Annotated in this window: 24 protein-coding genes; 12 read left to right on the forward strand and 12 right to left on the reverse strand. The window is 59.5% G+C overall.

Features of this window, described 5'->3' with window-relative positions; translation table 11 throughout:
• Positions 1–43 precede the first annotated feature (43 nt).
• Positions 44–595: an RNA polymerase sigma factor gene (locus AC07VV_RS06145; protein WP_495035663.1), complete on the reverse strand. Its 552-nt coding sequence runs from the start codon at positions 593–595 to the stop codon at positions 44–46.
• On the reverse strand, positions 592–1,338 hold the full coding sequence (locus AC07VV_RS06150; protein ID WP_495035664.1) for an STN domain-containing protein: 747 nt from the start codon (positions 1,336–1,338) through the stop codon (positions 592–594). Before AC07VV_RS06150 ends, AC07VV_RS06145 begins: the two co-directional genes overlap by 4 nt.
• A gap of 123 nt (positions 1,339–1,461) precedes the next feature.
• Between AC07VV_RS06150 and AC07VV_RS06155 the strand changes: the two genes are divergently transcribed.
• Positions 1,462–1,776, forward strand: a complete 315-nt coding sequence (locus AC07VV_RS06155) for a hypothetical protein (protein WP_495035665.1) — start codon at positions 1,462–1,464, stop codon at positions 1,774–1,776.
• 143 nt (positions 1,777–1,919) lie between these two features.
• Here AC07VV_RS06155 and AC07VV_RS06160 read toward each other — a convergent pair whose 3' ends face one another.
• On the reverse strand, positions 1,920–2,360 hold the full coding sequence (locus AC07VV_RS06160; RefSeq protein ID WP_495035666.1) for a carboxymuconolactone decarboxylase family protein: 441 nt from the start codon (positions 2,358–2,360) through the stop codon (positions 1,920–1,922).
• Between the two features lie 206 nt (positions 2,361–2,566).
• On the opposite strand from AC07VV_RS06160, the gene pdxR reads away from it, so the two are divergent.
• The 4 genes from pdxR to AC07VV_RS06180 all read left to right on the forward strand — a co-directional run bounded on the left by pdxR (position 2,567) and on the right by AC07VV_RS06180 (position 5,959).
• Positions 2,567–4,000 carry a MocR-like pyridoxine biosynthesis transcription factor PdxR gene (gene pdxR, locus AC07VV_RS06165; RefSeq protein WP_495035667.1) on the forward strand — a complete coding sequence of 478 codons (1,434 nt, stop codon included), beginning with the start codon at positions 2,567–2,569 and terminating at the stop codon, positions 3,998–4,000.
• A 123-nt stretch (positions 4,001–4,123) separates the two neighbouring features.
• Positions 4,124–4,417 (forward strand): putative quinol monooxygenase, encoded by a 294-nt coding sequence (locus AC07VV_RS06170; RefSeq protein ID WP_096820028.1) that lies wholly within the window; start codon positions 4,124–4,126, stop codon positions 4,415–4,417.
• A 185-nt stretch (positions 4,418–4,602) separates the two neighbouring features.
• Positions 4,603–5,004 carry a cupin domain-containing protein gene (locus AC07VV_RS06175; RefSeq protein ID WP_249484461.1) on the forward strand — a complete coding sequence of 134 codons (402 nt, stop codon included), beginning with the start codon at positions 4,603–4,605 and terminating at the stop codon, positions 5,002–5,004.
• Positions 5,005–5,245: 241 nt separating this feature from the next.
• Entirely contained in the window at positions 5,246–5,959 is a 714-nt protein-coding gene (locus AC07VV_RS06180; protein WP_495035668.1) for an ATPase, read from the forward strand.
• A 71-nt stretch (positions 5,960–6,030) separates the two neighbouring features.
• Here AC07VV_RS06180 and AC07VV_RS06185 read toward each other — a convergent pair whose 3' ends face one another.
• Positions 6,031–10,917: an NAD-glutamate dehydrogenase gene (locus AC07VV_RS06185; RefSeq protein WP_495035669.1), complete on the reverse strand. Its 4,887-nt coding sequence runs from the start codon at positions 10,915–10,917 to the stop codon at positions 6,031–6,033.
• Between the two features lie 516 nt (positions 10,918–11,433).
• Between AC07VV_RS06185 and AC07VV_RS06190 the strand changes: the two genes are divergently transcribed.
• The 7 genes from AC07VV_RS06190 (at position 11,434) to AC07VV_RS06220 (ending at position 18,844) form a co-directional block, all read left to right on the forward strand.
• Positions 11,434–11,787: a hypothetical protein gene (locus AC07VV_RS06190; RefSeq protein ID WP_085711311.1), complete on the forward strand. Its 354-nt coding sequence runs from the start codon at positions 11,434–11,436 to the stop codon at positions 11,785–11,787.
• Positions 11,788–11,998: 211 nt separating this feature from the next.
• The gene (locus tag AC07VV_RS06195) at positions 11,999–12,958 is read left to right on the forward strand and encodes an AAA family ATPase (protein ID WP_007913915.1); all 960 of its coding nucleotides are present in this window, start codon (positions 11,999–12,001) and stop codon (positions 12,956–12,958) included.
• Positions 12,959–12,963: 5 nt separating this feature from the next.
• The gene (locus tag AC07VV_RS06200; protein WP_096820033.1) at positions 12,964–13,908 is read left to right on the forward strand and encodes a DUF58 domain-containing protein; all 945 of its coding nucleotides are present in this window, start codon (positions 12,964–12,966) and stop codon (positions 13,906–13,908) included.
• The gene (locus tag AC07VV_RS06205) at positions 13,905–14,402 is read left to right on the forward strand and encodes a DUF4381 domain-containing protein (protein ID WP_192558207.1); all 498 of its coding nucleotides are present in this window, start codon (positions 13,905–13,907) and stop codon (positions 14,400–14,402) included. Before AC07VV_RS06200 ends, AC07VV_RS06205 begins: the two co-directional genes overlap by 4 nt.
• Positions 14,395–15,474: a vWA domain-containing protein gene (locus AC07VV_RS06210; RefSeq protein WP_495035670.1), complete on the forward strand. Its 1,080-nt coding sequence runs from the start codon at positions 14,395–14,397 to the stop codon at positions 15,472–15,474. Before AC07VV_RS06205 ends, AC07VV_RS06210 begins: the two co-directional genes overlap by 8 nt.
• Positions 15,471–17,207: a tetratricopeptide repeat protein gene (locus tag AC07VV_RS06215; protein WP_495035671.1), complete on the forward strand. Its 1,737-nt coding sequence runs from the start codon at positions 15,471–15,473 to the stop codon at positions 17,205–17,207. Before AC07VV_RS06210 ends, AC07VV_RS06215 begins: the two co-directional genes overlap by 4 nt.
• Complete coding sequence (locus AC07VV_RS06220; protein ID WP_495035672.1) at positions 17,204–18,844, forward strand: BatD family protein; 1,641 nt, start codon at positions 17,204–17,206, stop codon at positions 18,842–18,844. Before AC07VV_RS06215 ends, AC07VV_RS06220 begins: the two co-directional genes overlap by 4 nt.
• Positions 18,845–18,947: 103 nt before the next feature.
• Here AC07VV_RS06220 and AC07VV_RS06225 read toward each other — a convergent pair whose 3' ends face one another.
• The 8 genes from AC07VV_RS06225 to AC07VV_RS06260 all read right to left on the reverse strand — a co-directional run bounded on the left by AC07VV_RS06225 (position 18,948) and on the right by AC07VV_RS06260 (position 23,114).
• The gene (locus tag AC07VV_RS06225) at positions 18,948–19,379 is read right to left on the reverse strand and encodes a hypothetical protein (protein WP_495035673.1); all 432 of its coding nucleotides are present in this window, start codon (positions 19,377–19,379) and stop codon (positions 18,948–18,950) included.
• Between the two features lie 19 nt (positions 19,380–19,398).
• The gene (locus AC07VV_RS06230) at positions 19,399–19,821 is read right to left on the reverse strand and encodes a hypothetical protein (RefSeq protein WP_495035674.1); all 423 of its coding nucleotides are present in this window, start codon (positions 19,819–19,821) and stop codon (positions 19,399–19,401) included.
• A gap of 111 nt (positions 19,822–19,932) precedes the next feature.
• The gene (locus tag AC07VV_RS06235) at positions 19,933–20,325 is read right to left on the reverse strand and encodes a HEAT repeat domain-containing protein (protein WP_495035675.1); all 393 of its coding nucleotides are present in this window, start codon (positions 20,323–20,325) and stop codon (positions 19,933–19,935) included.
• Positions 20,326–20,469: 144 nt separating this feature from the next.
• Entirely contained in the window at positions 20,470–20,937 is a 468-nt protein-coding gene (locus AC07VV_RS06240; RefSeq protein WP_495035676.1) for a hypothetical protein, read from the reverse strand.
• 184 nt (positions 20,938–21,121) lie between these two features.
• A complete protein-coding gene (locus AC07VV_RS06245; protein ID WP_495035677.1) occupies positions 21,122–21,586 on the reverse strand; it encodes a PM0498 family protein in 465 nt (154 codons plus the stop codon).
• A gap of 18 nt (positions 21,587–21,604) precedes the next feature.
• Complete coding sequence (locus AC07VV_RS06250) at positions 21,605–21,994, reverse strand: contact-dependent growth inhibition system immunity protein (protein ID WP_495035678.1); 390 nt, start codon at positions 21,992–21,994, stop codon at positions 21,605–21,607.
• A 108-nt stretch (positions 21,995–22,102) separates the two neighbouring features.
• Positions 22,103–22,627, reverse strand: a complete 525-nt coding sequence (locus AC07VV_RS06255; RefSeq protein WP_495035679.1) for a hypothetical protein — start codon at positions 22,625–22,627, stop codon at positions 22,103–22,105.
• 181 nt (positions 22,628–22,808) lie between these two features.
• Entirely contained in the window at positions 22,809–23,114 is a 306-nt protein-coding gene (locus tag AC07VV_RS06260; RefSeq protein ID WP_495035680.1) for a hypothetical protein, read from the reverse strand.
• Positions 23,115–23,161 lie beyond the last annotated feature (47 nt).

Below are 23,161 nucleotides of genomic sequence, written 5' to 3' on the forward strand. Positions count from 1 at the left end.
GCACAGGTACTCGACGGGTTGATCGGGACACTCAATCGGAGCTTCATTCACTAGACGGTTTTCCGGCCCCGCGACCGAACCGCTGAAACACTTTTCTTTCCAGCTTGGCCGCGCAGTGTCCGAGGGCAGCCTTGATTTCCTTCTCGACCATGCGTGTGGAGATGCCGAAACGCTGGGAGATTTCCAGGTGCGGCGCCTCTTCCAGCCGTGCGGCGATGAAGATCCGGCGGCGCCGGGCCGGCAGCTCGTAGAGGGCGCTGAGCAGGGACTGGATTTCCTTCTGGCCGCCGACTACACGCATCGGGTCCAGCGCTTCGTCGCTGACTTGCAGCAGTTCTTCGACTTCGCTGCCGGTGAGCAATCGCGCATCGGCCTGGCGGCGGTCGGCGGCGATGTTCAGGGCCATGCGATAGAGGTAGGCGTTGGGCCGCAGCAGGTTCGGCGGCGCTTCCATGCGGTCGACCCGCAGGTAGGTTTCCTGCAGCACGTCGTTGGCCAGGTCCTCCGAGCCGAGACGGCGTCGCAGGCGCACCCGAAAGTCCTCGTAGGACGTCAGGAACAGCTGGACCATCGAACTTTGTCCGGCGTCTTTCATCCCCCGGAAACTCCTTCCCATTGTGTGCATTCCATGCGCTTTCCTGACGATTCGGGTAACAACAGCAAGGTGACTGGCTGGCGCAATGCGCCGGGTGTCGGCCGGTCGATTTTGAGCGTGTGAAAACTGTCTACCAGCGCGGCATCGCGCCGAACATCGCCGGTCGAGGTGACCAACCGGTTGTGCTGCACCACGCCGTCGCGGCCGATCCACAGCTGCAACACCGCGCGAAAACTGCCGGGCCGGGTGAGTGGCGAACGGCACAGGTTGCGTTCAATCGCGGCCTGCACCGCCGTGGCGTAACTGCGGTTGACCGCGATGCTGGCGGGGGTTGGTTTCTCCGCCGGCATTGGCACGTCCTCGACTTGCGCAACCTGCAAGGTGAACGCGTCGTCGCGGCTGTACTTGGCCATCAACCCGCTGCCGCCGAGCATCCGGCGCAACGCTTCGGCGGCGGTGAATTCGCCATCCACCGCCAACGAGCGTCGACCGCGACTCAACTGACTGTCGACCAGCACCGCCATGCCGGTGGCGCGGCTGAACTGATCGAGGGCGCGGGCCAGTTCCTGGGCCGGGATGTGCAGCGTCATGCGCATCGTCGCCGGCACCGGGTCGGCGCTGGCGCGGCTCAGAAACAAGCCAAGCAGCAGCCCCAGACAGAGCTGGCGCACGAGCGCTGAGCGCACAACATCCTCCCTGGCACGGCCTCGCTGCACGGCTGATGCACCCCTGAAAACCGTCATCCTGAGGGCTGTTTATGAATCTGGTGTGACGGCCACTGCAAAAAAACCATCACGGGATCGGCGCCGCCGTTGCACTAGACTCTTGAGCTAGAGCGGCCCCTTCGGGCCGGCCAGGAGGCCAGCATGAAATCACTGTGGACATTGGCGCTGAGCGGAATGTTGTTGATGCTGTCGGGCGGCGTGCATGCCGAGCAGGCAGTGGGTTGCGTCGAGGTGACTGTGGGCGGTTACAAGGCGCCGAATTACGACTGCCTGAGCCAGCAGATGGGCAACAACCCCGACGGCGCGGCGGCTGCGCAGAAGAATCAGGAAGCGATGAATGTGCCGGTCAACAAGCGCCCGCCGAATCAGGTGGGGCTGGCGACGCCGGCGGCCACCAGTACGCGGATGGGCAACACGTTTGGTACGTCGGTGAAACCGCAGCGGCCGCCGAACTAGTTTTTACCTGATCGTTCCCACGCTCCTGCGTGGGAATGCAGCCCGTGACGCTCTGCGTCACTGGACGCGGAGCGTCCCCAGAGGCATTCCCACGCAGAGCGTGGGAACGATCACCGTGTAGGGGCTTGGGAGATGGCTAGTGATCAGTCACTGGGGACTTGCCGAAAACTCACCGCCAGGCGATTCCAGCTGTTGATGGTGCTGACGGCCATGGTCAGGTCCACCAGCTCCGTCTCGTTGAACTGTTCCCGCGCCTGCTGGTAAACATCGTCAGGCACCCGGCTATCCGCCAGCAGCGTCACCGCCTCGGTCCAGGCCAGCGCCGCCCGTTCGCGCAGGTTAAAGAAGCCGCTGTCGCGCCAGACCGCGATGGCGTACAGCCGCCGATCCGTCTCCCCTGCCCGCCGCGCTTCCACCGAGTGCATGTCGGTGCAGAACGCGCAGCCGTTGAGTTGCGAGGCGCGGATCTTGATCAGGTGCAGCAGCGGCGCCTCGATGCTCAGGCTGCAGGTCAGCGCTTCCAGGGCAATCATCGCTTTCATGGCTTTGGGTGAAGCGCTGTAGTAATCCAGACGCGGGGACATGGGCGGGTCTCGGGCAGCAGAAGAGTGATTTCACGGTAAGCGCTGGTGCGCCAGGGTTACAGCCCCAATTCCACGGAAAACCGGCAGACCACTGATCCTTGACCAATTTCCGGTTTTTGCTCCGCGCAACTTCTGCCCCGCGTGCATTCGGGAGTAATCTGGCGGGCGCACAATCCGCCTCATTCGCCCCCAGGAGCCCCGTCGGTATGGAACTTCATGTCGTGATCAACGGCCGCAAGGATCTGGCCGGTCAGTTGTACCAACAACTGCGTGGCGCCATTGAATCCGGGCGTCTGGCCGCCGGCACGCAACTGCCGCCCAGCCGCTTGCTCGCCGAGCAACTGGGGATTTCGCGCAAGACCATTTCCGACACTTACGCGCAGCTGACTTACGAAAACTTCCTCACAGGCGTCATCGGCAAAGGCACTTACGTCAACGCGCGCTCGACGCCGGTCCAGCGCAAGCAAAGTCATTCCGAACTGGCCAGTTCCGAGGTGATCGAGAGCTGGTGCAACCTGCCGGTGTTCCTGCGCCATCCGACGCTGGAAGGCTCGCTGCGCTACGACTTCATCGGCGGCGCCACCAGCAAGGGCCAGTTTCCCCACGATGACTGGCGCCGCTGTGTCTCTCACGCCATGCGGCAAATGGCGGGTTCCAAGGGTTTCTACAGCGTGGCGGAAGGCTTGCCGGCGCTGCGCAATGCGATTGCCCGGCACATCGCGTTCTCTCGCGGCGTGAACTGCCAGGACGAAGACATCGTGGTGTGCAACGGCGCGCAACAGGCGCTGGACTTGATCGCCCGGGTGCTGCTGCGCCCCGGCAGTCTGGTGGCGATGGAAGATCCGGGTTATCCGCCGGCGCGGCTGCTGTTCGGCACTCATGGCGCCACCGTGGTCGGGGTGCCGGTGGATGCGGAAGGGATTCAGGTGCAGCACATTCCCGATGGCACCCGGTTGATCTACGTGACGCCGTCGCACCAGTTCCCGCTGGGCATGTCGATGAGTCAGGCGCGGCGCGAGGCGTTGCTGGCCCGGGCCTATGAACTCGGCGCGATCATCATCGAGGACGACTATGACAGCGAGTTCCGTTACGAGGGCCGGCCGACGGATTCGCTGCACAACCTCGATCAGCGCGGCATCGTGGCTTACGTCGGCACCTTCTCCAAGACCCTGCTGCCAGAGCTGCGCCTCGGCTATGCGATCCTGCCGCCAGCGATCCTCGAAGCGGTGATCCGCGCCAAGCAGCTCACCGATCTGCACGCGTCCACCCTGCCGCAATGGGCGCTCGCCAAGTTTATCGCCGAGGGTTGCCTGCTCAAGCACATTCGCCGCTGCCACACCATTTACGCCCAGCGCCGCGAGCGGATCCTGGCGCGCATGGCCACAGACCTGTCGCCGTGGCTGGAGGCCGTGCCGGCGAGCGCGGGCTTTCATATGGCGGTGTTCTGCCGGGTGCCGATCGACTTGCCGCTGGTGATCGAACTGGCGAAAAAGGTCGAAGTCGGGCTGTACGCCATCGACGGCTTCTATTACCAGCAGCCGGCGAGAAGCGGAATGTACTTCGGCTTCGGCGCCATCGAGACGCTGGACATCGATATCGCGCTGGATCGCCTGCGCGACATTCTGCAACAGGTCGCCTGATAGATTGGTCTAACGGATTACCCGCCGATTGGTTATTGGTGATCCGGGGGTGCAGGCCTATTCTGCACAGGCGTTATCCCTCAATGAGCAGGATTCGTCCGGCCTGATTCAGGAGTGTGAGCAATGTCCAACGAAGTGATCAACACCGTACAGGTGCAGGCTGCGGCCGGCCGCTCCGAGGAGCTGGGCAAGCAGTTGCAGAAGATCGTCGAAACCCTGCGCGAAACACCGGGCTGCGATTCCTATATGGTCGACCGCTGCCCCGACGACAGCCACCGCTGGACGGTCAGTGCCCATTGGCAGTCGGAGGCCGCGATGCAGGCGCATTTCAACCGGCCTGAGGCTCAGGGGTTTATCGATCTGATCGACAGTCGGCTGGCCAATAGCGTCGATTTCAACTCGTTTCCTATCGTTTGAAACTCAAGAAAATTGCAGCCTTCGGCAGCCTCGGGGAAACCCGCGAGGCTGCCGAAGGCTGTGGTTTTTCTGGTTTGCGGGGAATCCGGATTGGTCACCCGATCTTCCCGAATATTGGCCGTTTGATTAGACCGGCACGCGGACTACTGTGAAGACCGACTCCCCCACTTCACAGGTGACCCGCCATGAAACTCCTGCACATTTTCGCCGCCGCTCTCGCCCTGTCTGTTTCTGCCGCCGCCATGGCTCACGATGCCTCCGAGAAGGTCTCGGTCCTGCAGGATCAGATGCTGAAAAATGTCCCGGGCAAAAAAGCCATGATGATCGAAGTCGACTACAAACCCGGCCAGTCCTCCATCGCCCACAAGCACGACGGCACGGCCATGGCCTATGTGCTCGAAGGCGAAGTGACGTCCCAGGTCAAGGGTGAAGAGGCAATCACCTACAAGAAGGGCCAGTTCTGGTACGAGCCGGCCGGCTCCGAACATCTGGTGTCGAAAAACGCCAGCAAAACCAAACCTGCCAAGTTGCTGGTGTTCATGGTGCTGTCGCCGGACGAGCAAGTGCTGATCCCATTGAAAAACTGATGGTTGTTTAACCAGCCATAAATAAAAGGCGCAAATCGTTGATTGGCGCCTTTTTTATTTCCCGCGGCAATTAATCAAAAACGCTTACAGCCAATAAAACTATTGCATGACAGTCATTCAGCAAATTGTCAGGTTGTTTTCAGTTTCGCGGGAGTAGTCTGAGGCAACTGTCGCCGGTTCCATTTAATCAACCCCGACACCTCTGACTTTCCGACTGAAGTTGCTTCACGGGAGACTCACCATGAAACTTGCCTTTGCCAGTACCTTGGCGATATCAGTTTTAGCGTTGTCCGCCTGCTCCGTTCCTACCGCTCCAAAAGCGGTTTCCTCCCTCGACACACTGTTCACCCAACCGGTCGGCCGCAGCAGCGCCGCCCAGGTCAAAAGCGGTCCCGGTGTCTCGCTGGGCGTCGTCTACAGCCCGAGCACCCAGACCAACCGCGAATACCTGCGCGACTATCAGGCCAACGCCGGCACCGGTTTCGGCCAGAGTTTGCTGGTACAGCCGATCCACGATGCCTACGTCGCCACATCGAAACCGGACATGGCCGTGGACTGGGTGAAAGCGTCCCTGCAACGTCAGTTCGGCTCGGTCACGGTGTACCCGGACATGCAGAGCCTGCGTGCGGCCAACCCGGATGTGGTGGCGATCGTCGACACTCACAGCCAGTTGATTACCTCGCGCAGTTCCGACATCAAGGCAGATGTGAGTGCGGACTTTTATGACGGGAAGTTGAACTACATCGGGACGGCCAAGGGCTCTGAGGCGAAAGAGTTGACGCCGGTCTGGGCGGACTTCAAGCGTTCAGAGGAGATTGTTGCGGATATTAATCAGCAACAGGAAGTTCAGGTTCGGGCGTTGCAGAAGTTTGACCAGTCGCTCAGTAATTTACTGACCGGGCCGGCAGATAAAGTGTCGATGATTGATAACAAACAAGGACATAACTTGCAGTAACGAGAAAACCGTCAGGCAAAAAAAAAGCCCCCGCATCTCACAATGCAGGGGCTTTTTCATTCAGCGGCTACTCAAGCAAGCTCAAGCTCCGCAGTCGCCGCAGCAGGCACAACGGCCTGACCGCTCAACGCCACGTCGTTCAGCTCACGGTTGGCCACCGCGTACATGGCGTAGTCGGTGCCGCTGGCGGCACGGATTTCCACCAGCATGGCGCGCCAGCGCTGGATCATCGCGTCGTGTTGCGCCATCCACAGTGCCAGACGCGCTTCCACGTCCAGATCACCGCCGCCCGCTTGCAGAACGGCGATGGTGATCGCGCGTTGCTGCCAGTCGACGTCGTCGCGGAACGCTTCACGGGCCAGGGCCTGCCAGTTGTTTTCAACCGGCAAGGCGCTGATCTGCGAAATGTACCAGGTGATGTCCAGCGCGCTGCCCACGGCGAAGTACGCCTTGGCCACTTCGGCTGGGTCCTGACCGGTCACGTCGGCCGCTTCGATGATCGGCAGCAGCGTGTAGAGATGGGTAGTCCCCGCCACCATACGCGCCAACAGTTCCGGTACACCGGCTGCGACGTAAGCCTGATAACGCGCCTGCCAGTTTTCGCGGATTTCGCCGCTCAGCAGTTCGTCCAGCTTCAGGCCCAGCTCCTTCAGGTGCGGACCGAAATGCGCGACGTCACGGGCAGCGTTCTGCTCGTTGCGACGGGCACGCAGGAACCAGCGCGTAGCGCGACGGCCCAGACGCATCAGCTCGTCCATCAGCTCCAGTTGCACGTCAGCGGAGACCTGATAATCCAGCGCTTCGATCTGACGGAACCAGTGCGGGAGGTGGAAAATGTCACGCACGATCACGTAAGCGCCAGCCACGTTCGCCGGGGTCATGCCGGTCGACTCTTTGAGTCGCTGAACGAAGGTAATGCCCATGTGGTTGACCAGATCGTTGGCGATCTGGGTGCTGACGATTTCGCGCTTCAGACGGTGACGGCGCATGGCTTCGGCGAACTTGCTGACCAGGGTCGGCGGGAACGCGGTTTCCATGTCGCGGGTCAGGTAATCGTCGTCCGGCACCAGGGAGCCCAGCAGCTGCTCCTTGAGGTCGATCTTGCTGTACGAGATCAGCACCGACAGTTCAGGACGGGTCAGACCGTGGCCTTCGGCAACACGCTCAGCCAGTTGCTCTTCGGTCGGCAGGAACTCGATGGCACGATCCAGCTTGCCACGGCCTTCCAGGTCGCTCATCAGACGCTTGTACTCGGCGATGCGCGCATAAGCGCGGCGGGCCGCCAGGGACAGAGCCTGAGTCTGCTTGTAGTTGTTGCCCAGCACCAGACCACCGACTTCGTCGGTCATGCTCGCCAGCAACTGATCGCGTTGCTTGCCCGTCATGTCGCCGGCCTGAACCACTTCGTTCAGCAGGATCTTGATGTTCACTTCGTGGTCGGAGCAGTCCACGCCACCGGCGTTGTCGATGAAGTCGGTGTTGGAACCGCCGCCATTGAGACCGAATTCCACACGACCCAGTTGGGTCATGCCGAGGTTACCGCCCTCGCCCACGACTTTGCAGCGCAGCTCGTTACCGTTCACGCGCAGCGCATCGTTGGCCTTGTCGCCGACATCAGCGTGGCTTTCGGTGCTGGCTTTGACGTAAGTACCGATACCGCCGTTCCACAGCAGATCCACCGGCGCCTTGAGCAAGGCGTTCAGCAGTTCGGTCGGGGTCAGTTTGTCGGCCTTGATGTCGAAGCGTTCCTGCATCTGTGGGGAGATGGCAATGCTCTTCGCGCTGCGCGAGAAGATACCGCCGCCTTCGGACATGATGCTGGTGTCGTAGTCGGACCATGCCGAACGCGGCAGGTCGAACATGCGCTGACGCTCGACGAAGCTGGTCGCCGGGTTCGGGTTCGGGTCGATGAAGATGTGCATGTGGTTGAACGCGGCAACCAGTTGCAGCTTGTCGGACATCAGCAAACCGTTGCCGAACACGTCACCGGCCATGTCGCCCACGCCGACTACAGTAATACTGTCTTCCTGAACATTGATGCCGCGCTCGCGGAAGTGGCGCTGAACGCCAACCCACGCGCCCTTGGCGGTGATGCCCATTTTCTTGTGGTCGTAACCGGCCGAACCACCGGACGCGAACGCGTCACCCAGCCAGAAGCCGTAGTCGATGGCGATGCCGTTGGCGATGTCGGAGAAGGTTGCAGTGCCCTTGTCCGCCGCGACCACCAGGTACGGGTCATCGTCGTCATGACGCACGACGTTGGCCGGCGGTACCAGTTTGCCGTCCTTCAGGTTGTCGGTGATGTCCAACAGACCCGAGATGAAGATGCGGTAGCAGGCGATGCCCTCGGCCGCGATCTCGTCACGGGTGCCGCCCAGTGGCAGGCGACGCGGCAGGAAGCCGCCCTTCGCACCCACCGGCACGATGACCGAGTTCTTCACTTGCTGGGCTTTTACCAGGCCGAGGACTTCGGTACGGAAGTCTTCTTCACGGTCGGACCAGCGCAGGCCGCCACGAGCGACGTTGCCGAAGCGCAGGTGCACGCCTTCGACGCGTGGCGAGTAAACGAAGATTTCGAACTTCGGAACAGGCTTCGGCAGTTCAGGGATCAAGTGCGGGTTGAACTTGAAGCTGAAGTACGACTTGTTCTGGCCGTTGGCGTCGGTCTGGTAGAAGTTGGTACGCAGGGTCGCTTTGATCAGGTCCAGGTAACGACGCAGGATGCGGTCTTCGTTGAGGACTTGAACGTCGTCCAGCGCGGTCAGGATCGCTTGTTCCAGACGCAGTTGCTTGTCGTCCAGATCATCGCTGCCCAGCTTGCGTGCCAGGTAGAAACGGGTTTTGAACAACCGGGTCAGTTCGCGAGCGATGTCGGTGTGGTTGTTCAGGGTGCTGGCGATGTAGCCGAGGTCGAAGCCCAGACGGATCTGCTTCAGGTAGCGAGCGTAGGCACGCAGCAGCGCGACGTCGCGCCATGGCAGGCCGGCGGTCAGCACCAGACGGTTGAACGCATCGTTTTCGGCGTCGCCGCGCACGATGTGGACGAACGCGTCCTGCAGGGTGTCATTGAGCTGCTGGATGTCCAGGTCCATGCCTTCAGCGGCAGTGAACGCGAAGTCGTGGATCCAGAACTCGCGGCCGTTGTTGTGACGCAGGCGATACGGGAACTCGCCCAGCACGCGCAGGCCGAGGTTTTCCAGGATCGGCAGCACGTCGGACAGGGCCAGCGGGGTATCGGCGTGATACAGCTTGCAGTGCAGCTCGCGCGGGCCGGAAGCCAGCGGCTGGTAGAAGCTCATGGCCAGCGGCTTCTTCTCGCTCAGGTTCAGCAGGTGCTGCATGTCGACCACGGCCGAGTGCGCAGCGAAACGCTCGCGGTAGCCGGCCGGGAAGCCTTTCGGGAAGTCCGCCAGCACGTTGGTGCCGTTGGCTTCGCCGAAGGTTTCAACGGTCAGGGCGGCGTAGTCGTCCTGCCAGCTGCGGCAAGCCTGGATGACTTCGTTTTCCAGTTGCAGCGGGTCGATGTCGATGCGGTTTTTCGGGTCTACGCGCAGGATCAGTTGCACGCGGGCCAGCACGGACTCGGAGAAGAAGGTCCAGAACTCGCAGTCGGTCGCCTTCAGGCGCTCCATCAGCACTTGCTGGATTTTCTGACGAACTTCGGTGGAGTAGATGTCGCGCGGCACGTAGGCCAGGCAGTAGCAGAAACGACCGTACGGGTCTTTGCGCAGGAACACGCGGATCTTGTTGCGTTCCTGGATCTGCACGATCGACATCACGGTGCTGAACAGTTCGTCGACCGGGGTCTGGAACAGGTCGTCACGCGGCAACACTTCCAGAACCTGTGCCAGTTCCTTGCCCAGGTGAGCCTTGGACTGGAAGCCGGAACGGCGCTCGATCTCTTCGACCTTGCGGCGGATGTACGGGATGACACGTACGCTTTCGCCATACACCGACGAGGTGTACAGGCCCATGAAGCGGTGTTCCTTGATGACTTTGCCGTCGGCATCGATTTCGCGGATCGACACGTAGTCCGGGTAAGCCGGACGGTGGACGCGGCTCGGGTGCGCAGCCTTGGCGAACGACAGCAGCGTCGGTTCGCGCAGGTAGTTCACGGCGTAGTCTTCGATGTGACGGTCTTCGTTGGTCAGACCGGTGCGCAGCATCCGGGTCAGGCCGAGGAAGGAGTTCTGGTCGTATTCGATATGGCCGCCATCGGCCTGATCGACAACGGTGAACTCTTCGTAGCCGAGGAAGGTGAAGTGGTTGCCCACCAGCCATTCCAGGAAGCTCTTGATTTCGGTCTTCTCGTCGGCTTCGACGGCGAATGCGCTGTTATCGAGCTTGGTGAGGATTTCCTGCACCTTGGCCTTCATCGGCTCGAAATCGGCAACCGCGACGCGGACTTCACCCAGGACCTGTTCCAGTTCCTTGGTCAGCACATTCAATTCGGCCGCGTTGGCGCAGCGGTCGATTTCCAGGTACATCAGCGATTCGTGTTGTACGCCTTCGCCGGTCGAACCTTTAGGCAGGATTTCCAGCAATTCGCCCTTGCTGCCACGACGCACGCTGAGCACGGTGGTCTGCAGGGTGTGGATGCTGTAGCCGCGGCGGTTCAGCTCGGTACGCACCGAGTCCACCAGGAATGGCAGGTCGTGGTGCAGCACTTCGACCGCGGTGTGGGTCGACTGCCAGCCGTGACGTTCGTAATCGGGGTTGTAGACGCGCACTTGCGGTTGCGCGTGATCGAAGCGCTCAAGCAGGCGCCACGCAGAAAGAGTACAGCCAGCGAGGTCGGAGAGGCGACGTTGAGTCAGCTCGTCCAGGGAAATGATGCCGAAGAATTGTTCAGAGAACAGCGCCACTTGTGGCAGTGCCTGTTCACTGATGTGCTGCGCCAGTGCCGCTTGCAGTTGGTGCTGGAAGTCGGCTTTGCTGGCTGCGGTGAAGAACGCCATCTGTGGTACTCCGCTTGGGCTTGTTATTGATGGAAAGCGTCGCGTACAAAACCCCTTTCGGGGCGTTCCGTCGCCCTGTTCCTGAATCTCGGGCAGAGGAAACAGGGTGACAGGTGGGTGAAGCTGGACGAGACACTCAGGTCACATTCACCTTCCATGAATGGGCATCTGCAAAAACGACTGTCCGGCGCCGCTCGCGGGGCCATGGCAATGCCTTTACGGGTGCTCATCCGTTGCGCAGCTTAATGGGTGCGACAATGTGTCTGCTTGCGGTGCTGCGACATATTCGGTCATTGGCACGTAAACCAAGGCAGGCGCATCGGTAAACACTAGCATTCATGGGGCAGAACGCCGGTCTGAATCCCCGGTTTTACGGTACATGCGTGCCAGAAATGACCATTGACCTGCGTCGCGTTCACGACACATCCTCTGACACTCAGGCGAGCAGAAATTCCCGAGGGCTGGCAGAATCGCGCTTTATTGCGACCACCGAGCCCGCCGAGGCAGGAATTACCCATGCAAATGACCACCGCCCTTTTGATCGTCAACCCGTGCGACGACGAAGAAGACAACATGGCCATGCTCTGCTGCCACAGCGACAAGGGTGAAATGTTTCTGATGAGCCGCTATCCGGACGAGGATGAGCTGGAGATCACGCTGGATGGCGAGCCGTCCACCCTCGATGGCGTGAAAGTCACCTTGACCAAGACCCTGCTGAAAATCGAAATCGCGGCGGCGGATGCCGATGCGTTGAATGGCGATGATGTGCTGGAAATCACCTACAACCCGGACATGGTGGATCTGGCCGAGGTCGAGGAAACCCTGAAGAACATTCTTGACGGTACTGGCACCTTTATCAGCCAGATTTGATGGCGTCTGGGCCGGCCCTTTCGCGAGCGAAAGGGCCTCAAAGAACACCACATCTCCCCCGCCCTACAAAATTCCAACAATTGCCCCGGTCATTTCCCGCACTTTGCGCAAAATGCCGTTAGTCGCCACCCCCTGCGATGGATTAAAGTAACGCCCCCAGCCCCGGCGTTATCCGAACGCCTGTGGCCACCCTTTCCAGGAACAGTCATCGATGGAACATCGTGAAGCGCTGCTGGCGCTGCGAACCTTTCTTTCAACGCAGATTCTCGGCCAGGAAAAACTCATCGAGCGCTTGCTCATCGCCCTGCTCGCCGACGGCCACATGCTGGTCGAGGGCGCTCCGGGTCTGGCCAAGACCAAAGCGATCAAAGAGCTCGCCGAGGGCATCGAAGCCCAGTTCCATCGCATTCAGTTCACCCCGGACCTGCTGCCCGCCGACATCACCGGTACCGAGATCTATCGCCCGGAAACCGGCAGCTTCGTGTTCCAGCAAGGCCCGATCTTCCACAACCTGGTGCTGGCGGACGAAATCAACCGTGCCCCGGCCAAGGTGCAATCAGCCTTGCTCGAAGCGATGGCCGAACGTCAGGTCAGTGTCGGGCGCAGCACCTATGAGCTGTCGCCGCTGTTCCTGGTGATGGCCACGCAGAACCCGATCGAGCAGGAAGGCACCTACCCGCTGCCCGAAGCGCAGCTCGACCGGTTCCTGATGCACGTAAAAATCGGTTTTCCGGACGCGGCCGTCGAACGCCGGATCCTGCAACAGGCCCGGGGCGAAGCCCTGAACGGCGAGACCAAGCCCGAACGCCGGGTCAGCCAGCAGGCGATCTTCGCCGCGCGCAAGGAAATCCTCGGCCTGTACATGGCGGACGCCGTGGAGGAATACCTGGTGCAACTGGTCATGGCCACGCGCAACCCGGCCAAGTTCGACCCGGAAATGGCCGAATGGATTGCCTACGGCGCCAGCCCGCGTGGCTCGATCGCCCTTGATCGCTGTGCCCGCGCCCACGCCTGGCTGGCCGGTCGCGACTTCGTCAGCCCGGAAGACATCCAGGCTGTGCTGTTCGACGTGTTGCGCCACCGCATCATTCTGTCGTTTGAAGCCGAAGCCGCTGGCATCGATCAGGATCGCGTGGTGCAACGGATTCTCGACGTCGTAGCCGTCGCTTGACCCCGATGAACGCCTCTCTGCCTTCCGAACCGGGTATTCGCGTCAGCCTCGCCGAGCTGATCGAGATGCGTCACCGCGTGCGCGAAGTGCAGCTGTTTTCCACGCCAAGCCAGCGCAGCCCGCTGATCGGCCTGCACCACTCGAAATTCCGTGGCCGTGGCGTGGACTTCGATCAGGTGCGGGTCTATCAGGCCGGCGACGACGTGCGCACCATCGACTGGCGCGTGACCGCGCGGACTCAGGAGCCGCACACCAAGCTGTTCCATGAAGAGCGCGAACGGCCGATTTTCATCATGGTCGAGCAAAGCACGCGGTTGTTCTTCGGTTCCGGGCTGATGTTCAAATCGGTGCTCGCGGCGCAGGCTGCAGCGCTGATCGGCTGGGCCGCGCTGGGCCACAACGACCGGGTTGGCGGGCTGGTGTTCGGCGACAACGAGCATTACGAAATCAAGCCACGCCGCAGCAAGCAGAGCCTGCTGCAACTGCTCAACCGGTTGGTGAAGGTCAACCAGTCGCTGCACAGCGAGCGGGAGCCGGATCGCGATGCGTTTGGCGTGGCGTTGCGCCGGGCTCGCGAAGTGCTGCGCCCCGGCAGTCTGGTGATCGTGATCTGTGACGAGCGCGCACTGACCGACAGTGCCGAGCAGCAATTGAGCCTGCTGTCGCGTCATTGCGACCTGCTGATGCTGCCGCTGTCCGATCCGCTGGATCACGCCCTGCCCGCTGCCGGGCTGCTGAGATTCGCCGAACGAGGCGCGCAACTGGAACTCGACACCCTCAACTTCGACCTACGCCAGACCTATCGTGCCCAGGCCGAAGCCCGCATCGCCCGCTGGGAATTGCTCGCGCAGAAACTTCGGGTGTTGCTGATGCCGTTGAGCACCCAGAGCGAAATGGTCGAGCAGATGCGCGAGTTCCTCAATCCGCAGCGCCCGGGGAAAGTTCGATGAACGGCCTCGAACAACTGCAACCGCTGATTTCCCCGCCACCGATTGCCTTCTGGCCGCCGGCGCCGGGCTGGTGGCTGCTGCTTCTGTTGCTGCCGCTGATCGGCGTCGTGCTCTGGCGTCTGCGCCGTTTCATTCCAATCAAGAAGAAACCCGTCGTGCGCGCCGAAATCCCGCTCGATCCGGTGCGCATCGCCGCACTCGCCGAGCTGGCACAAATGGTCAAACCCTACGACGGTGCCCCGGCGGGCGCGTGGCTGCAACAACTCAACGGCCTGCTCAAACGCCTGTGCCGCAACCACTATCCCTACAGCCAGAGTCACACCCTCAACGGGCGCAAATGGCTGGCGTTTCTCGACAACCGCTGCCCCGCCGCCGGCCTGACCCGCTGGATGGTGTTGGTCGAGGGCGCCTACAAACCCGAGTGCAAACTGGACGACAAGGCCATCGCCGGCCTGACGCAAGCCGTCGACACCTGGATCCGCAAGCATGTTTGAGTTCGCCTGGCCGTGGATCTTTGTGCTGTTGCCACTGCCGTGGCTGATGCGCCTTGTGCTGCCGGTCGCGGACAGCGGCGAGCCAGCGTTGAAAGTGAGTTTCCTTGGTGACCTCGAAGGTCTCGCCCGCCGCCGCGCCCGGGCCAATCTGCCGGCCTGGCGCCAGCAGGCACCGCTCATGCTGTTGTGGCTGTTTCTGCTGATCGCTGCCGCCCGCCCGCAATGGCTCGGCGAACCGCTGCCGATTGCTGCGAGCGGTCGCGATCTGCTGGTGGCGGTGGACGTGTCCGGCTCGATGGACTTCCCCGACATGCAATGGAACGACGAAGACGTCAGTCGCCTGTCGCTGGTTCAGCATTTGCTCGGCGACTTCCTGGAAAGCCGCGATGGCGACCGGGTCGGTTTGATCCTGTTCGGCAGCCAGGCTTACCTGCAAGCACCGCTGACGTTTGACCGACGCACCGTGCGCGTGTGGCTCGACGAAGCGCGGATCGGCATCGCCGGCAAGAACACCGCCATTGGCGACGCCATCGGTCTGGCGCTGAAACGTCTGCGCATGCGCCCGGCACAGAGCCGTGTGCTGATTCTGGTCACCGACGGCGCCAACAACGGCGGCGAAATCGATCCGCTGACCGCCGCACGACTGGCCGCCAACGAAGGCGTGAAGATCTATCCGATCGGCATCGGTGCCGACCCCGAAGAAAGTGGCGCCACGGCACTGCTCGGCGGCAATCCGACCCTCGATCTCGACGAGCCAGCACTCAAGGCGATCGCCGACGCTACCGGCGGACGATACTTCCGCGCCCGCGACGGCAAGGAACTGCAAGCGATCAAGGACACCCTCGACCAACTGGAACCGGTGGCCCAGCAACCGACCCAGGCGCGCCCGGCCCAGGCGTTGTATCAATGGCCTCTGGCATTGGCGTTGCTGTTGAGCATATTGCTGGTTGCCCGCGAGTTGTGGCCGGACAACCCGTTGCAACGGCTGTTCACCAAGGAGCTGTATCTGCAAAGCCCCCTGCCTGACTGGCGCGCGCGCCTCAAGCGTTTGCGTCTGCGGAGGCGCCGATGATCGCCCTCTGGCCGCACTGGTTCCGTCCGTGGTGGTTGCTGCTGTTGCCGCTGCTTGGCTGGCTGATCTGGCAGCTCTGGCACCGGCAGAAACGCGCCGGACGCTGGCAGATGATTCTGCCGCCAGCGTTCCATGCGGCGTTGCTCAGTGGCGGCAGCGGTCGCGACAGCAAGTTGCCGTGGGTAGCGTTGGGCGGCGCATGGTTGCTGACGATCCTGGCGCTGCTCGGGCCGAGTTGGGAGCGCGTCGAACAGACCAGCCAGAAACCGGCGGATCCGCTGGTGGTGGTGCTGGAGCTGACCCCGGAAATGCTCGCCACCGACTCGCCGCCCACGCGTCTGGAGCAAGCCCGACGCAAGCTGTTCGATCTGTTGCAGGCGCGCAGTGATGCGCAGACCGCCATCGTGGTTTACGCGGGCAGTGCCCACACGCTGGTGCCGCTGTCGGACGACCTCGCGACCAGTCGCAATCTGCTCGACGCCCTCAAGCCGTCGCTGATGCCAGAGAGCGGCCATCGCGCCGATCATGCTGTGAGCAAGGCGCTGGCCTTGCTGGAACAGGGGGCGCTGGGTCAGGGACGCATTCTGCTGATCGGCTCTTCGCTGTCCGATGAGGAACGCCAAGGCATACGCCATGCGTTGAGCGGGCAATCGGCGCAGCTGCTGATGCTCGGCATCGGCACCGCCGAGGGTGCGCCGATTGCTCAGGAGGACGGCAGTTTCCTCAAGGACGCCCAGGGCGCGATCCGCGTGCCGCAACTCGACAGCCCCGGCCTCGGCGCCTTCCTCAATTCGGTGGGCGGCGAGTACCACAGCGCACGGCTGGATGAGTCGGATCTGGGCAGCCTTGGCCTGCTCAACGGCCCGCGCAGCCTGCGCAACGACGGCCAGACCCTGCGCCTCGATACCTGGGCCGATCAGGGTTACTGGCTGCTGTTGCCGCTGTTGCTGCTCGCCGCGTGCGCCGGGCGCCGTGGCTGGTTGTTCTGCCTGCCGCTGCTGTTTTGCCTGCCACAGCCGAGCTACGCTTTTGATTTCGAAGACCTGTGGCTGCGCCCCGATCAACAGGGTTTGCACCTGCTCAAGCAGAAGCGTCCTGCCGAAGCGGCGAAACACTTCGAAGATCATCAGTGGCAAGGGCTGGCGTTGTACGAGGCCGGCGACTACAGTGGCGCCGCCCAGCGTTTTGCCGAAGGCAGCGATGCCCGCGCCCACTACAATCGTGGCAACGCACTGGCGAAAAGCGGTGAGCTGGAAGCGGCGATCGATGCCTATGAACAGGCTCTGGAGTTGCAGCCGGATTTACGTCCGGCACTGACCAACAAGGCGCTGGTGGAAAACCTGCTCAAGCAGAAAAACACTCCGCCGCCGACCGAGCCCGAGAAGCAACCGACGCAGCAGAACGTGCCGGGCGACGAACCACCGCCCGCCACTGCACCGCCACCGGCGGTCAAGAATGATGCGCCAAGCGAGGCCCAGCCCGCGGAGTCGGCCAGTGAACCACCGCCGACCACCCCGCCGCAGCCAGGCCCCAACGAAGTGCCCAACAGCGCGCCGGACGAAGAACAGAACACCAGCCCGACGCTGCGCCCCAGCGAAGACAATGTCGAAGGCGAGCAACGCCAGGCACTGGAACAATGGCTGGGCAAGATCCCGGACGATCCGGGCGAACTGCTGCGACGCAAATTCTGGTACGAACAGCAACAACATCAGGATCAGGAAAACACTCGATGACCCGTTTCACCGCTCTCTTGCTGCCCCTGCTGATCTGCACGGCCACCGCCCAGGCGGCCGGGCTGACGGCCAGTGTGGATCGCAGTCGCCTGAACTCCGGCGAGACGGTCGAACTCACCCTCGAATCCAACGATGTCACGCAGTTCGGCAAACCTGATCTGACCCCACTGGAGCCGCTGTTCGAAGTGCGCGGCACGCGTCAGGTCAACCAGTTGACCACCCTCAACAACGAGAACCGCGCTACCACCCGCTGGATCATCACCCTGCTGCCTAAACAGAACGGCAGCATGGAAATCCCATCGCTGAAACTGGGCGAAACCGAGAGCCAGCCGATCACCGTGCAGGTGGTTGAAAGCGACGTTCACGAAGAAAAGAATGTCCTCGATCCGGTGTTCATCGAGTCCAGCCTCGACCAGACCAACGTCTACGTGCAGGCCCAGGCGATCCTGACCCTGCGCATCTACCATTCGGTTTCGCTGTACGACGACAGCAGCGTGACCCCGTTGCAGATCGCCGACGCGCGCATCGAGCAACTGGGCGACACGCGCACCTACGAAAAAGACATCAACGGTGTGCGGCACGGCGTGATCGAAATGCGCTATGCGATCTATCCGCAGCACAGTGGCTTGCTGACCATCACTCCGCAGACCTTCAGCGCCACATTGGTCGACACCCAACCGGCAAAAGACCCCACCGCCCAAGGGCCGAAAACCGGCAAGTTGCTGCGAGTCACGTCCTCGGAAATCCCGCTGACCGTCAAACCCAAACCGATCACTTATCCGAGCGATGCGCCGTGGTTGCCGGCCCGCAGCCTGAGCCTGAGCGAGAGCTGGAACCCGGAGCCGGATCACACGCAGGTCGGCGACTCTCTGACGCGCAGCCTGACGCTCAAGGTCGAAGGCCTCGCCAGCTCACAACTGCCGGCCCTGCCCGCCACCGAAGCCAACGGCCTGCGCCGTTATCCGGATCAGCCGGTGCTCAACAATCAGAGCAGCGAACGCGGTCTGATCGGCAGCCGTGAAGAACGCGAAGCGCTGGTGCCGAGCCGCAGCGGTTCGATCGAACTGCCGACCGTGGACGTGGTGTGGTGGAACACCTTCGAAGATCACCTGGAACACACCAGCCTGCCGGCGCGCACCCTGCAAGTGGTGAACAACCCAAGTCTGCAGGTCGACACCCCGGCCGGCAGCGCACCATCATTCAACGCCGCCGACAGTGAAGCGCTGTGGTGGTGGAAACTCAGCACACTGATTCTGGCCTGTACCACCCTGCTCGGCTTCGGCCTGTGGTGGCGTGCCCGCTGGCAACCGGCGATCCTGCGCGCCGCGCAAACCGGCCCGAGCCCGCGCACCCTGCTCGACGACATCAAACGTGCCAGCCAGGCCAACGACCCCCACGCCACCCGCCAGGCCCTCGACGCGTGGGCCCGTCAGCAGCCGGAAACCCTGGCGGACATGGCTGCGCGATTTGTGCCGCTGTCGGATGCGCTCGACGGTTTGAACGGCGCGCTGTACAGCGAGACCGGGCAGCATTGGCAGGGTGAGGATTTGTGGCGGGCAATCCGGACAATTCCGACGGCGGAGCGGGTGCAGGATCCTGTGGGCGATAGCGGGTTGCCGCCGCTTTATCCGAAGTAAGCGAAAGAACACCAGCAAACAACATCAAACGATGCCGCACGTCGCGCTCGAATTCGTTTCTGGCAAGATCAGCAGACCACTCGACGTGGTCTGCCCTCCTCCTTCATTTGCTTGTAAGCAGATGCTCGAGATTCAACACCGACACCCGCCCTGCCTGGTTGTTTTCCTGCTTTGCTCGCTCGATGGCCGACGCAATCAGAGCGAAGCACTTTCCCGCTTCCACACCTGAGCTTGTCATCGACCTGATAGCGTCCAGCGCCGCATACCTGACGGTTTCGCTTTCGTGAAACATGACATCCAGCAATACAGCCAGAGCGCGTTCATCAGCAACGTCCCCCATGGATTCGCACATGCGCAAAATCCAGAATTCACTCTTGCCATTGACGGCCGCCAGCAGTTCCGACCAGTCGATGTCGGAAAACTCTTCAAGTATCCCGGACGCGTTCACAACTTCGACATCCGACCAGTAATCGGTCGGAATCTCATCATCAGCGTACCGGCTTATACAAACATCAAACCTGGAATACATACTCATAGGTCATCCCCGGCTACGCTCAGTCGACGCCAGTAAAGTCCACATAAACAGCCTCGACGATGGCGCCCTCCTCACCTATTTCAGGTGCGTAGAACCGCAGGCCCAGACGGGCCACATTGAAGCCTGAGTTATTGAAAACCAGAAACTCGCCTTGCTCTATCAGGAACTGTTGAACGACAAACACTTCTTCGCCTGCCAACCGCTGACCGCGCCAGGCGAATTGAGCCCATTTCAAAAACTCAACGCCGACGACCATCAAGGCATTATCGAAGTAGACATGAAGTCCCAGATCATCATATGCATCGGTTGGGATAGCGGAATCCGGACTTTTTAAAAACTCGTCAAAGGGGCTTTCGAGGGCCGACCTCGAATCTTCACGGGTCATACCTGCGCGAATCAGTCCAAGGTCTCCTGGGCCGAGCAAGTCAAAATCAATGGTCATTCATTAAAGCCTTTCGAGTTATTGATCGATTACTCACTAAAAGGGGACCACTAAAAGGGGACGACCACTAAAAGGGGACAGATTTATTAAATCAAATAAATCTGTCCCCTTTTAGTGTTCTGCCTGGTTGTTTTCCTGCTTTGCTCGCTCGATGGCCGACGCAATCAGAGCGAAGCACTTTCCCGCTTCCACACCTGAGCTTGTCATCGACCTGATAGCGTCCAGCGCCGCATACCTGACGGTTTCGCTTTCGTGAAACATGACATCCAGCAATACAGCCAGAGCGCGTTCATCAGCAACGTCCCCCATGGATTCGCACATGCGCAAAATCCAGAATTCACTCTTGCCATTGACGGCCGCCAGCAGTTCCGACCAGTCGGTGTCGGAAAACTCTTCAAGTATCCCGGACGCGTTCACAACTTCGACATCCGACCAGTAATCGGTCGGAATCTCATCATCAGCGTACCGGCTTATACAAACATCAAACCTGGAATACATACTCATAGGTCATCCCCGGCTACGCTCAGTCGACGCCAGTAACAAAAAGGGGGCAGATTTATTTAATAAAATAAATCTGCCCCCTTTTCTCAACTACGACTGCCAGAAAGTTAGACAAACCCCATAGTCATCGAGAAGATCATCGGCAATTTAAAACTGAAATTCCTTTCCTGGAAAGCAGTCTGATAACGCGCGCTTCCAATATCCAGTGAGCTGCTCGGCAAACAAATGGCAAAGACGATAATCTTCTTCTGACAGTCCCACCTTGAATACCGGCCTATCCGGCGCATCTTCCCACCTTGAAAAAAACTGATTTATTGAAAAAACATTCCTATACCGTTCAACGTTTTTACGCAATGCACTCTGTTCCAACACACCAGTTTCAGTCTCGACCATCCCCCTCAAAGGAAATTTATGTGGATCATATTGTTCAGCATTGGGCAGCCAGAAGACGTGACCATCGACCTCAATAAAATCAGGAGAAAGCAAACCCAGAACAGAAATTGTTTGTTCCAATGAAACGAGATTACCTACATACGAAAAGAACTCCCCGGAACCTATGTCCGAGACAAACAGATTCAATGACTCTTTGGAAATATTACCCTTATAAATTTTCATCATTTCAACCCTAAGCCATCCAGAACCGACTGAGAAACGCATCCCTCAAAGGCTTTTGTGTCATTTCCCCTCTTGGGGAAATAGGCGCCATTCGGTGCCTGGCTCCATTCGATCACTTTAATCCTCACTAAAAGGGGAAAGATTTATTTAATTATTTTAAGCCCGCCCCTGTCGCCGTTACTGTTCACCGCCCATACCTTTCGAGAAACGCCTCATCACTCGAGTCAACGGTAAACAACGCTTGCTCGTATCCCTCAAGGTCATCGCTCAACCAGGTTTCTCCAGGTCGCTGCAGATGAAACTTCACCGTCGCATCGAATTTATCACCTGAAATGGCTCCCTGCAGAACACCCGGCAGACCGGATTTGTTCCACGTTTCAAACACTGAAGACAAGTACGAGAGCGCGCATGCCAAAAACTCGGTTTTTACGTAATCATCGATATGGATCGAATTAACGAAGCACTCATACCCCGTTCTATCCGGGAAGTTCTTCAGGCTTGCGTTCCTCTGGAAGCTATCCAGGTTCGCCAGAAAAACACAGCCATCCCGCTCTACGAAACCGGACCTTGCAATATCCGCCAACTCCCCGACCAGAGAAGCACGTCCCACCCGACGGAGCATTTTCTCCATTTCACTGTTAAATCTCACACATCCCCCCCAACTTATCTACACGGCGTCAAGCACCCTTCTCAAGGCTGAAGCAGCCCCTAACAACTCGGCGTCAGCACTCAAGCGATTCACTTCGGCCAGAGCAACAACAGCCTTGCGGGATGCTTCGGCATTCTCGTGCCAATACACAGCTCTCAAACCCGCCAGCGCAACCAGCAACTCACCGTCATATCTATCGCCTTCCAGAACGTCATCGGTCAGTAAAGCGATGCCGATAGGCAACATTTCCCGCACATACAGATCCTGCCTCAATGCACGACAAACATCTCCCACACTCAGGCAATCCAAAGGCGTATCGCGCACGGACAAATACCACTCATCCAAAGACCAGAGCTGTCTCGAAGTCCCATAAAAATCCGGCCCTTGCTCCAAATCTCGAAACCTCATATCCGGCTCCCAAGCCCTATCGCTGAACACACTAAAAGCACACTAAAAGGGGACAGATTTATAAAATCAAATAAATCCGTCCCCTTTTAGTGCGTCCCCTTTTCTCAACTACGACTGCCAGAAAGTTAGGCAAACCCCATATTCATCGAGAAGATCATCGGCAATTTCAAACTGAAAATCCTTTCCTGGAAAGCAGTCTGACAACGCGCGCTTCCAATACCCAGCGAGCTGCTCGGCAAACAAATGGCAAAGACGATAATCTTCTTCTGACAGCCCCACCTTGAATACCGGCCTATCCGGCGCATCTTCCCACTTTGAAAAAAACTGACTTATTGAAAAAACATTCCTATACCGTTCAACGTCTTTACGCAATGCACTCTGTTCCAACACACCAGTTTCAGCCTCGACCATCCCCCTCAAAGGCAACTTATGTGGATCATATTGTTCAGCATTGGGCAGCCAGAAGACGTGACCATCGACCTCAATAAAATCAGGAGAAAGCAAACCCAGAACAGAAATTGTTTGTTCCAATGAAACGAGATTACCTACATACGAAAAGAACTCGCCGAAACCTATGTCCGAAACAAACAGATTCAATGACTCTTTGGAAATATTACCCTTATAAATTTTCATCATTTCAACCCTAAGCTATCCAGAACCGACTGTGGAACGCTTCCCTCAAAGGCTTTTGAGTCAAAAGGGGACAGATTTATTAATCCAAATAAATCTTCCCAATTTTTCAATTTCAATAATAAATCCTTCCACTTTTTTACTTCTTTACACCAACACCTGCCACCTCGACAAACCCCTCGCTTCAAGCATAATTAAATTCAGTTCTAACTTGTTCACCCTCACGATAAGACATAACGAAAGATGACCATAATTCGCCACGTCGTACTGCGTTAGCTTTTAGCTCTTTTACCAAATAGTACACATCCGAAATATCAAAATCTATTTCCGAATCCGTCACACAGACGCCATTTTTTTCCACCTCCAGCTCAGTTTCCATATAGCCCTCACCCACTTCCACCTCGTAGCGGAATGCATCGTAGCCATGGACGATACCGCCTTCGATCATCTGAAAAATCTTTTTGACGATTTCAAAATCTTCTGCAATCACTCTAATACCACCAGCGCTCTTTAATGTTCATCACCCACTAAAAGGGG

This window comes from Pseudomonas sp. GW821-FHT02C04, assembly GCF_059421845.1.

Excerpts from the sequence above, each read along its gene's own strand:
- AC07VV_RS06145 (WP_495035663.1), bottom strand. The coding sequence starts at position 595 with ATGAAAGACGCCGGACAAAGTTCGATGGTCCAGCTGTTCCTGACGTCC.
- AC07VV_RS06150 (WP_495035664.1), bottom strand. The coding sequence starts at position 1,338 with ATGACGGTTTTCAGGGGTGCATCAGCCGTGCAGCGAGGCCGTGCCAGG.
- AC07VV_RS06155 (WP_495035665.1), top strand. The coding sequence starts at position 1,462 with ATGAAATCACTGTGGACATTGGCGCTGAGCGGAATGTTGTTGATGCTG.
- AC07VV_RS06160 (WP_495035666.1), bottom strand. The coding sequence starts at position 2,360 with ATGTCCCCGCGTCTGGATTACTACAGCGCTTCACCCAAAGCCATGAAA.
- pdxR (WP_495035667.1), top strand. The coding sequence starts at position 2,567 with ATGGAACTTCATGTCGTGATCAACGGCCGCAAGGATCTGGCCGGTCAG.
- AC07VV_RS06170 (WP_096820028.1), top strand. The coding sequence starts at position 4,124 with ATGTCCAACGAAGTGATCAACACCGTACAGGTGCAGGCTGCGGCCGGC.
- AC07VV_RS06175 (WP_249484461.1), top strand. The coding sequence starts at position 4,603 with ATGAAACTCCTGCACATTTTCGCCGCCGCTCTCGCCCTGTCTGTTTCT.
- AC07VV_RS06180 (WP_495035668.1), top strand. The coding sequence starts at position 5,246 with ATGAAACTTGCCTTTGCCAGTACCTTGGCGATATCAGTTTTAGCGTTG.
- AC07VV_RS06185 (WP_495035669.1), bottom strand. The coding sequence starts at position 10,917 with ATGGCGTTCTTCACCGCAGCCAGCAAAGCCGACTTCCAGCACCAACTG.
- AC07VV_RS06190 (WP_085711311.1), top strand. The coding sequence starts at position 11,434 with ATGCAAATGACCACCGCCCTTTTGATCGTCAACCCGTGCGACGACGAA.
- AC07VV_RS06195 (WP_007913915.1), top strand. The coding sequence starts at position 11,999 with ATGGAACATCGTGAAGCGCTGCTGGCGCTGCGAACCTTTCTTTCAACG.
- AC07VV_RS06200 (WP_096820033.1), top strand. The coding sequence starts at position 12,964 with ATGAACGCCTCTCTGCCTTCCGAACCGGGTATTCGCGTCAGCCTCGCC.
- AC07VV_RS06205 (WP_192558207.1), top strand. The coding sequence starts at position 13,905 with ATGAACGGCCTCGAACAACTGCAACCGCTGATTTCCCCGCCACCGATT.
- AC07VV_RS06210 (WP_495035670.1), top strand. The coding sequence starts at position 14,395 with ATGTTTGAGTTCGCCTGGCCGTGGATCTTTGTGCTGTTGCCACTGCCG.
- AC07VV_RS06215 (WP_495035671.1), top strand. The coding sequence starts at position 15,471 with ATGATCGCCCTCTGGCCGCACTGGTTCCGTCCGTGGTGGTTGCTGCTG.
- AC07VV_RS06220 (WP_495035672.1), top strand. The coding sequence starts at position 17,204 with ATGACCCGTTTCACCGCTCTCTTGCTGCCCCTGCTGATCTGCACGGCC.
- AC07VV_RS06225 (WP_495035673.1), bottom strand. The coding sequence starts at position 19,379 with ATGAGTATGTATTCCAGGTTTGATGTTTGTATAAGCCGGTACGCTGAT.
- AC07VV_RS06230 (WP_495035674.1), bottom strand. The coding sequence starts at position 19,821 with ATGACCATTGATTTTGACTTGCTCGGCCCAGGAGACCTTGGACTGATT.
- AC07VV_RS06235 (WP_495035675.1), bottom strand. The coding sequence starts at position 20,325 with ATGAGTATGTATTCCAGGTTTGATGTTTGTATAAGCCGGTACGCTGAT.
- AC07VV_RS06240 (WP_495035676.1), bottom strand. The coding sequence starts at position 20,937 with ATGAAAATTTATAAGGGTAATATTTCCAAAGAGTCATTGAATCTGTTT.
- AC07VV_RS06250 (WP_495035678.1), bottom strand. The coding sequence starts at position 21,994 with ATGAGGTTTCGAGATTTGGAGCAAGGGCCGGATTTTTATGGGACTTCG.
- AC07VV_RS06255 (WP_495035679.1), bottom strand. The coding sequence starts at position 22,627 with ATGAAAATTTATAAGGGTAATATTTCCAAAGAGTCATTGAATCTGTTT.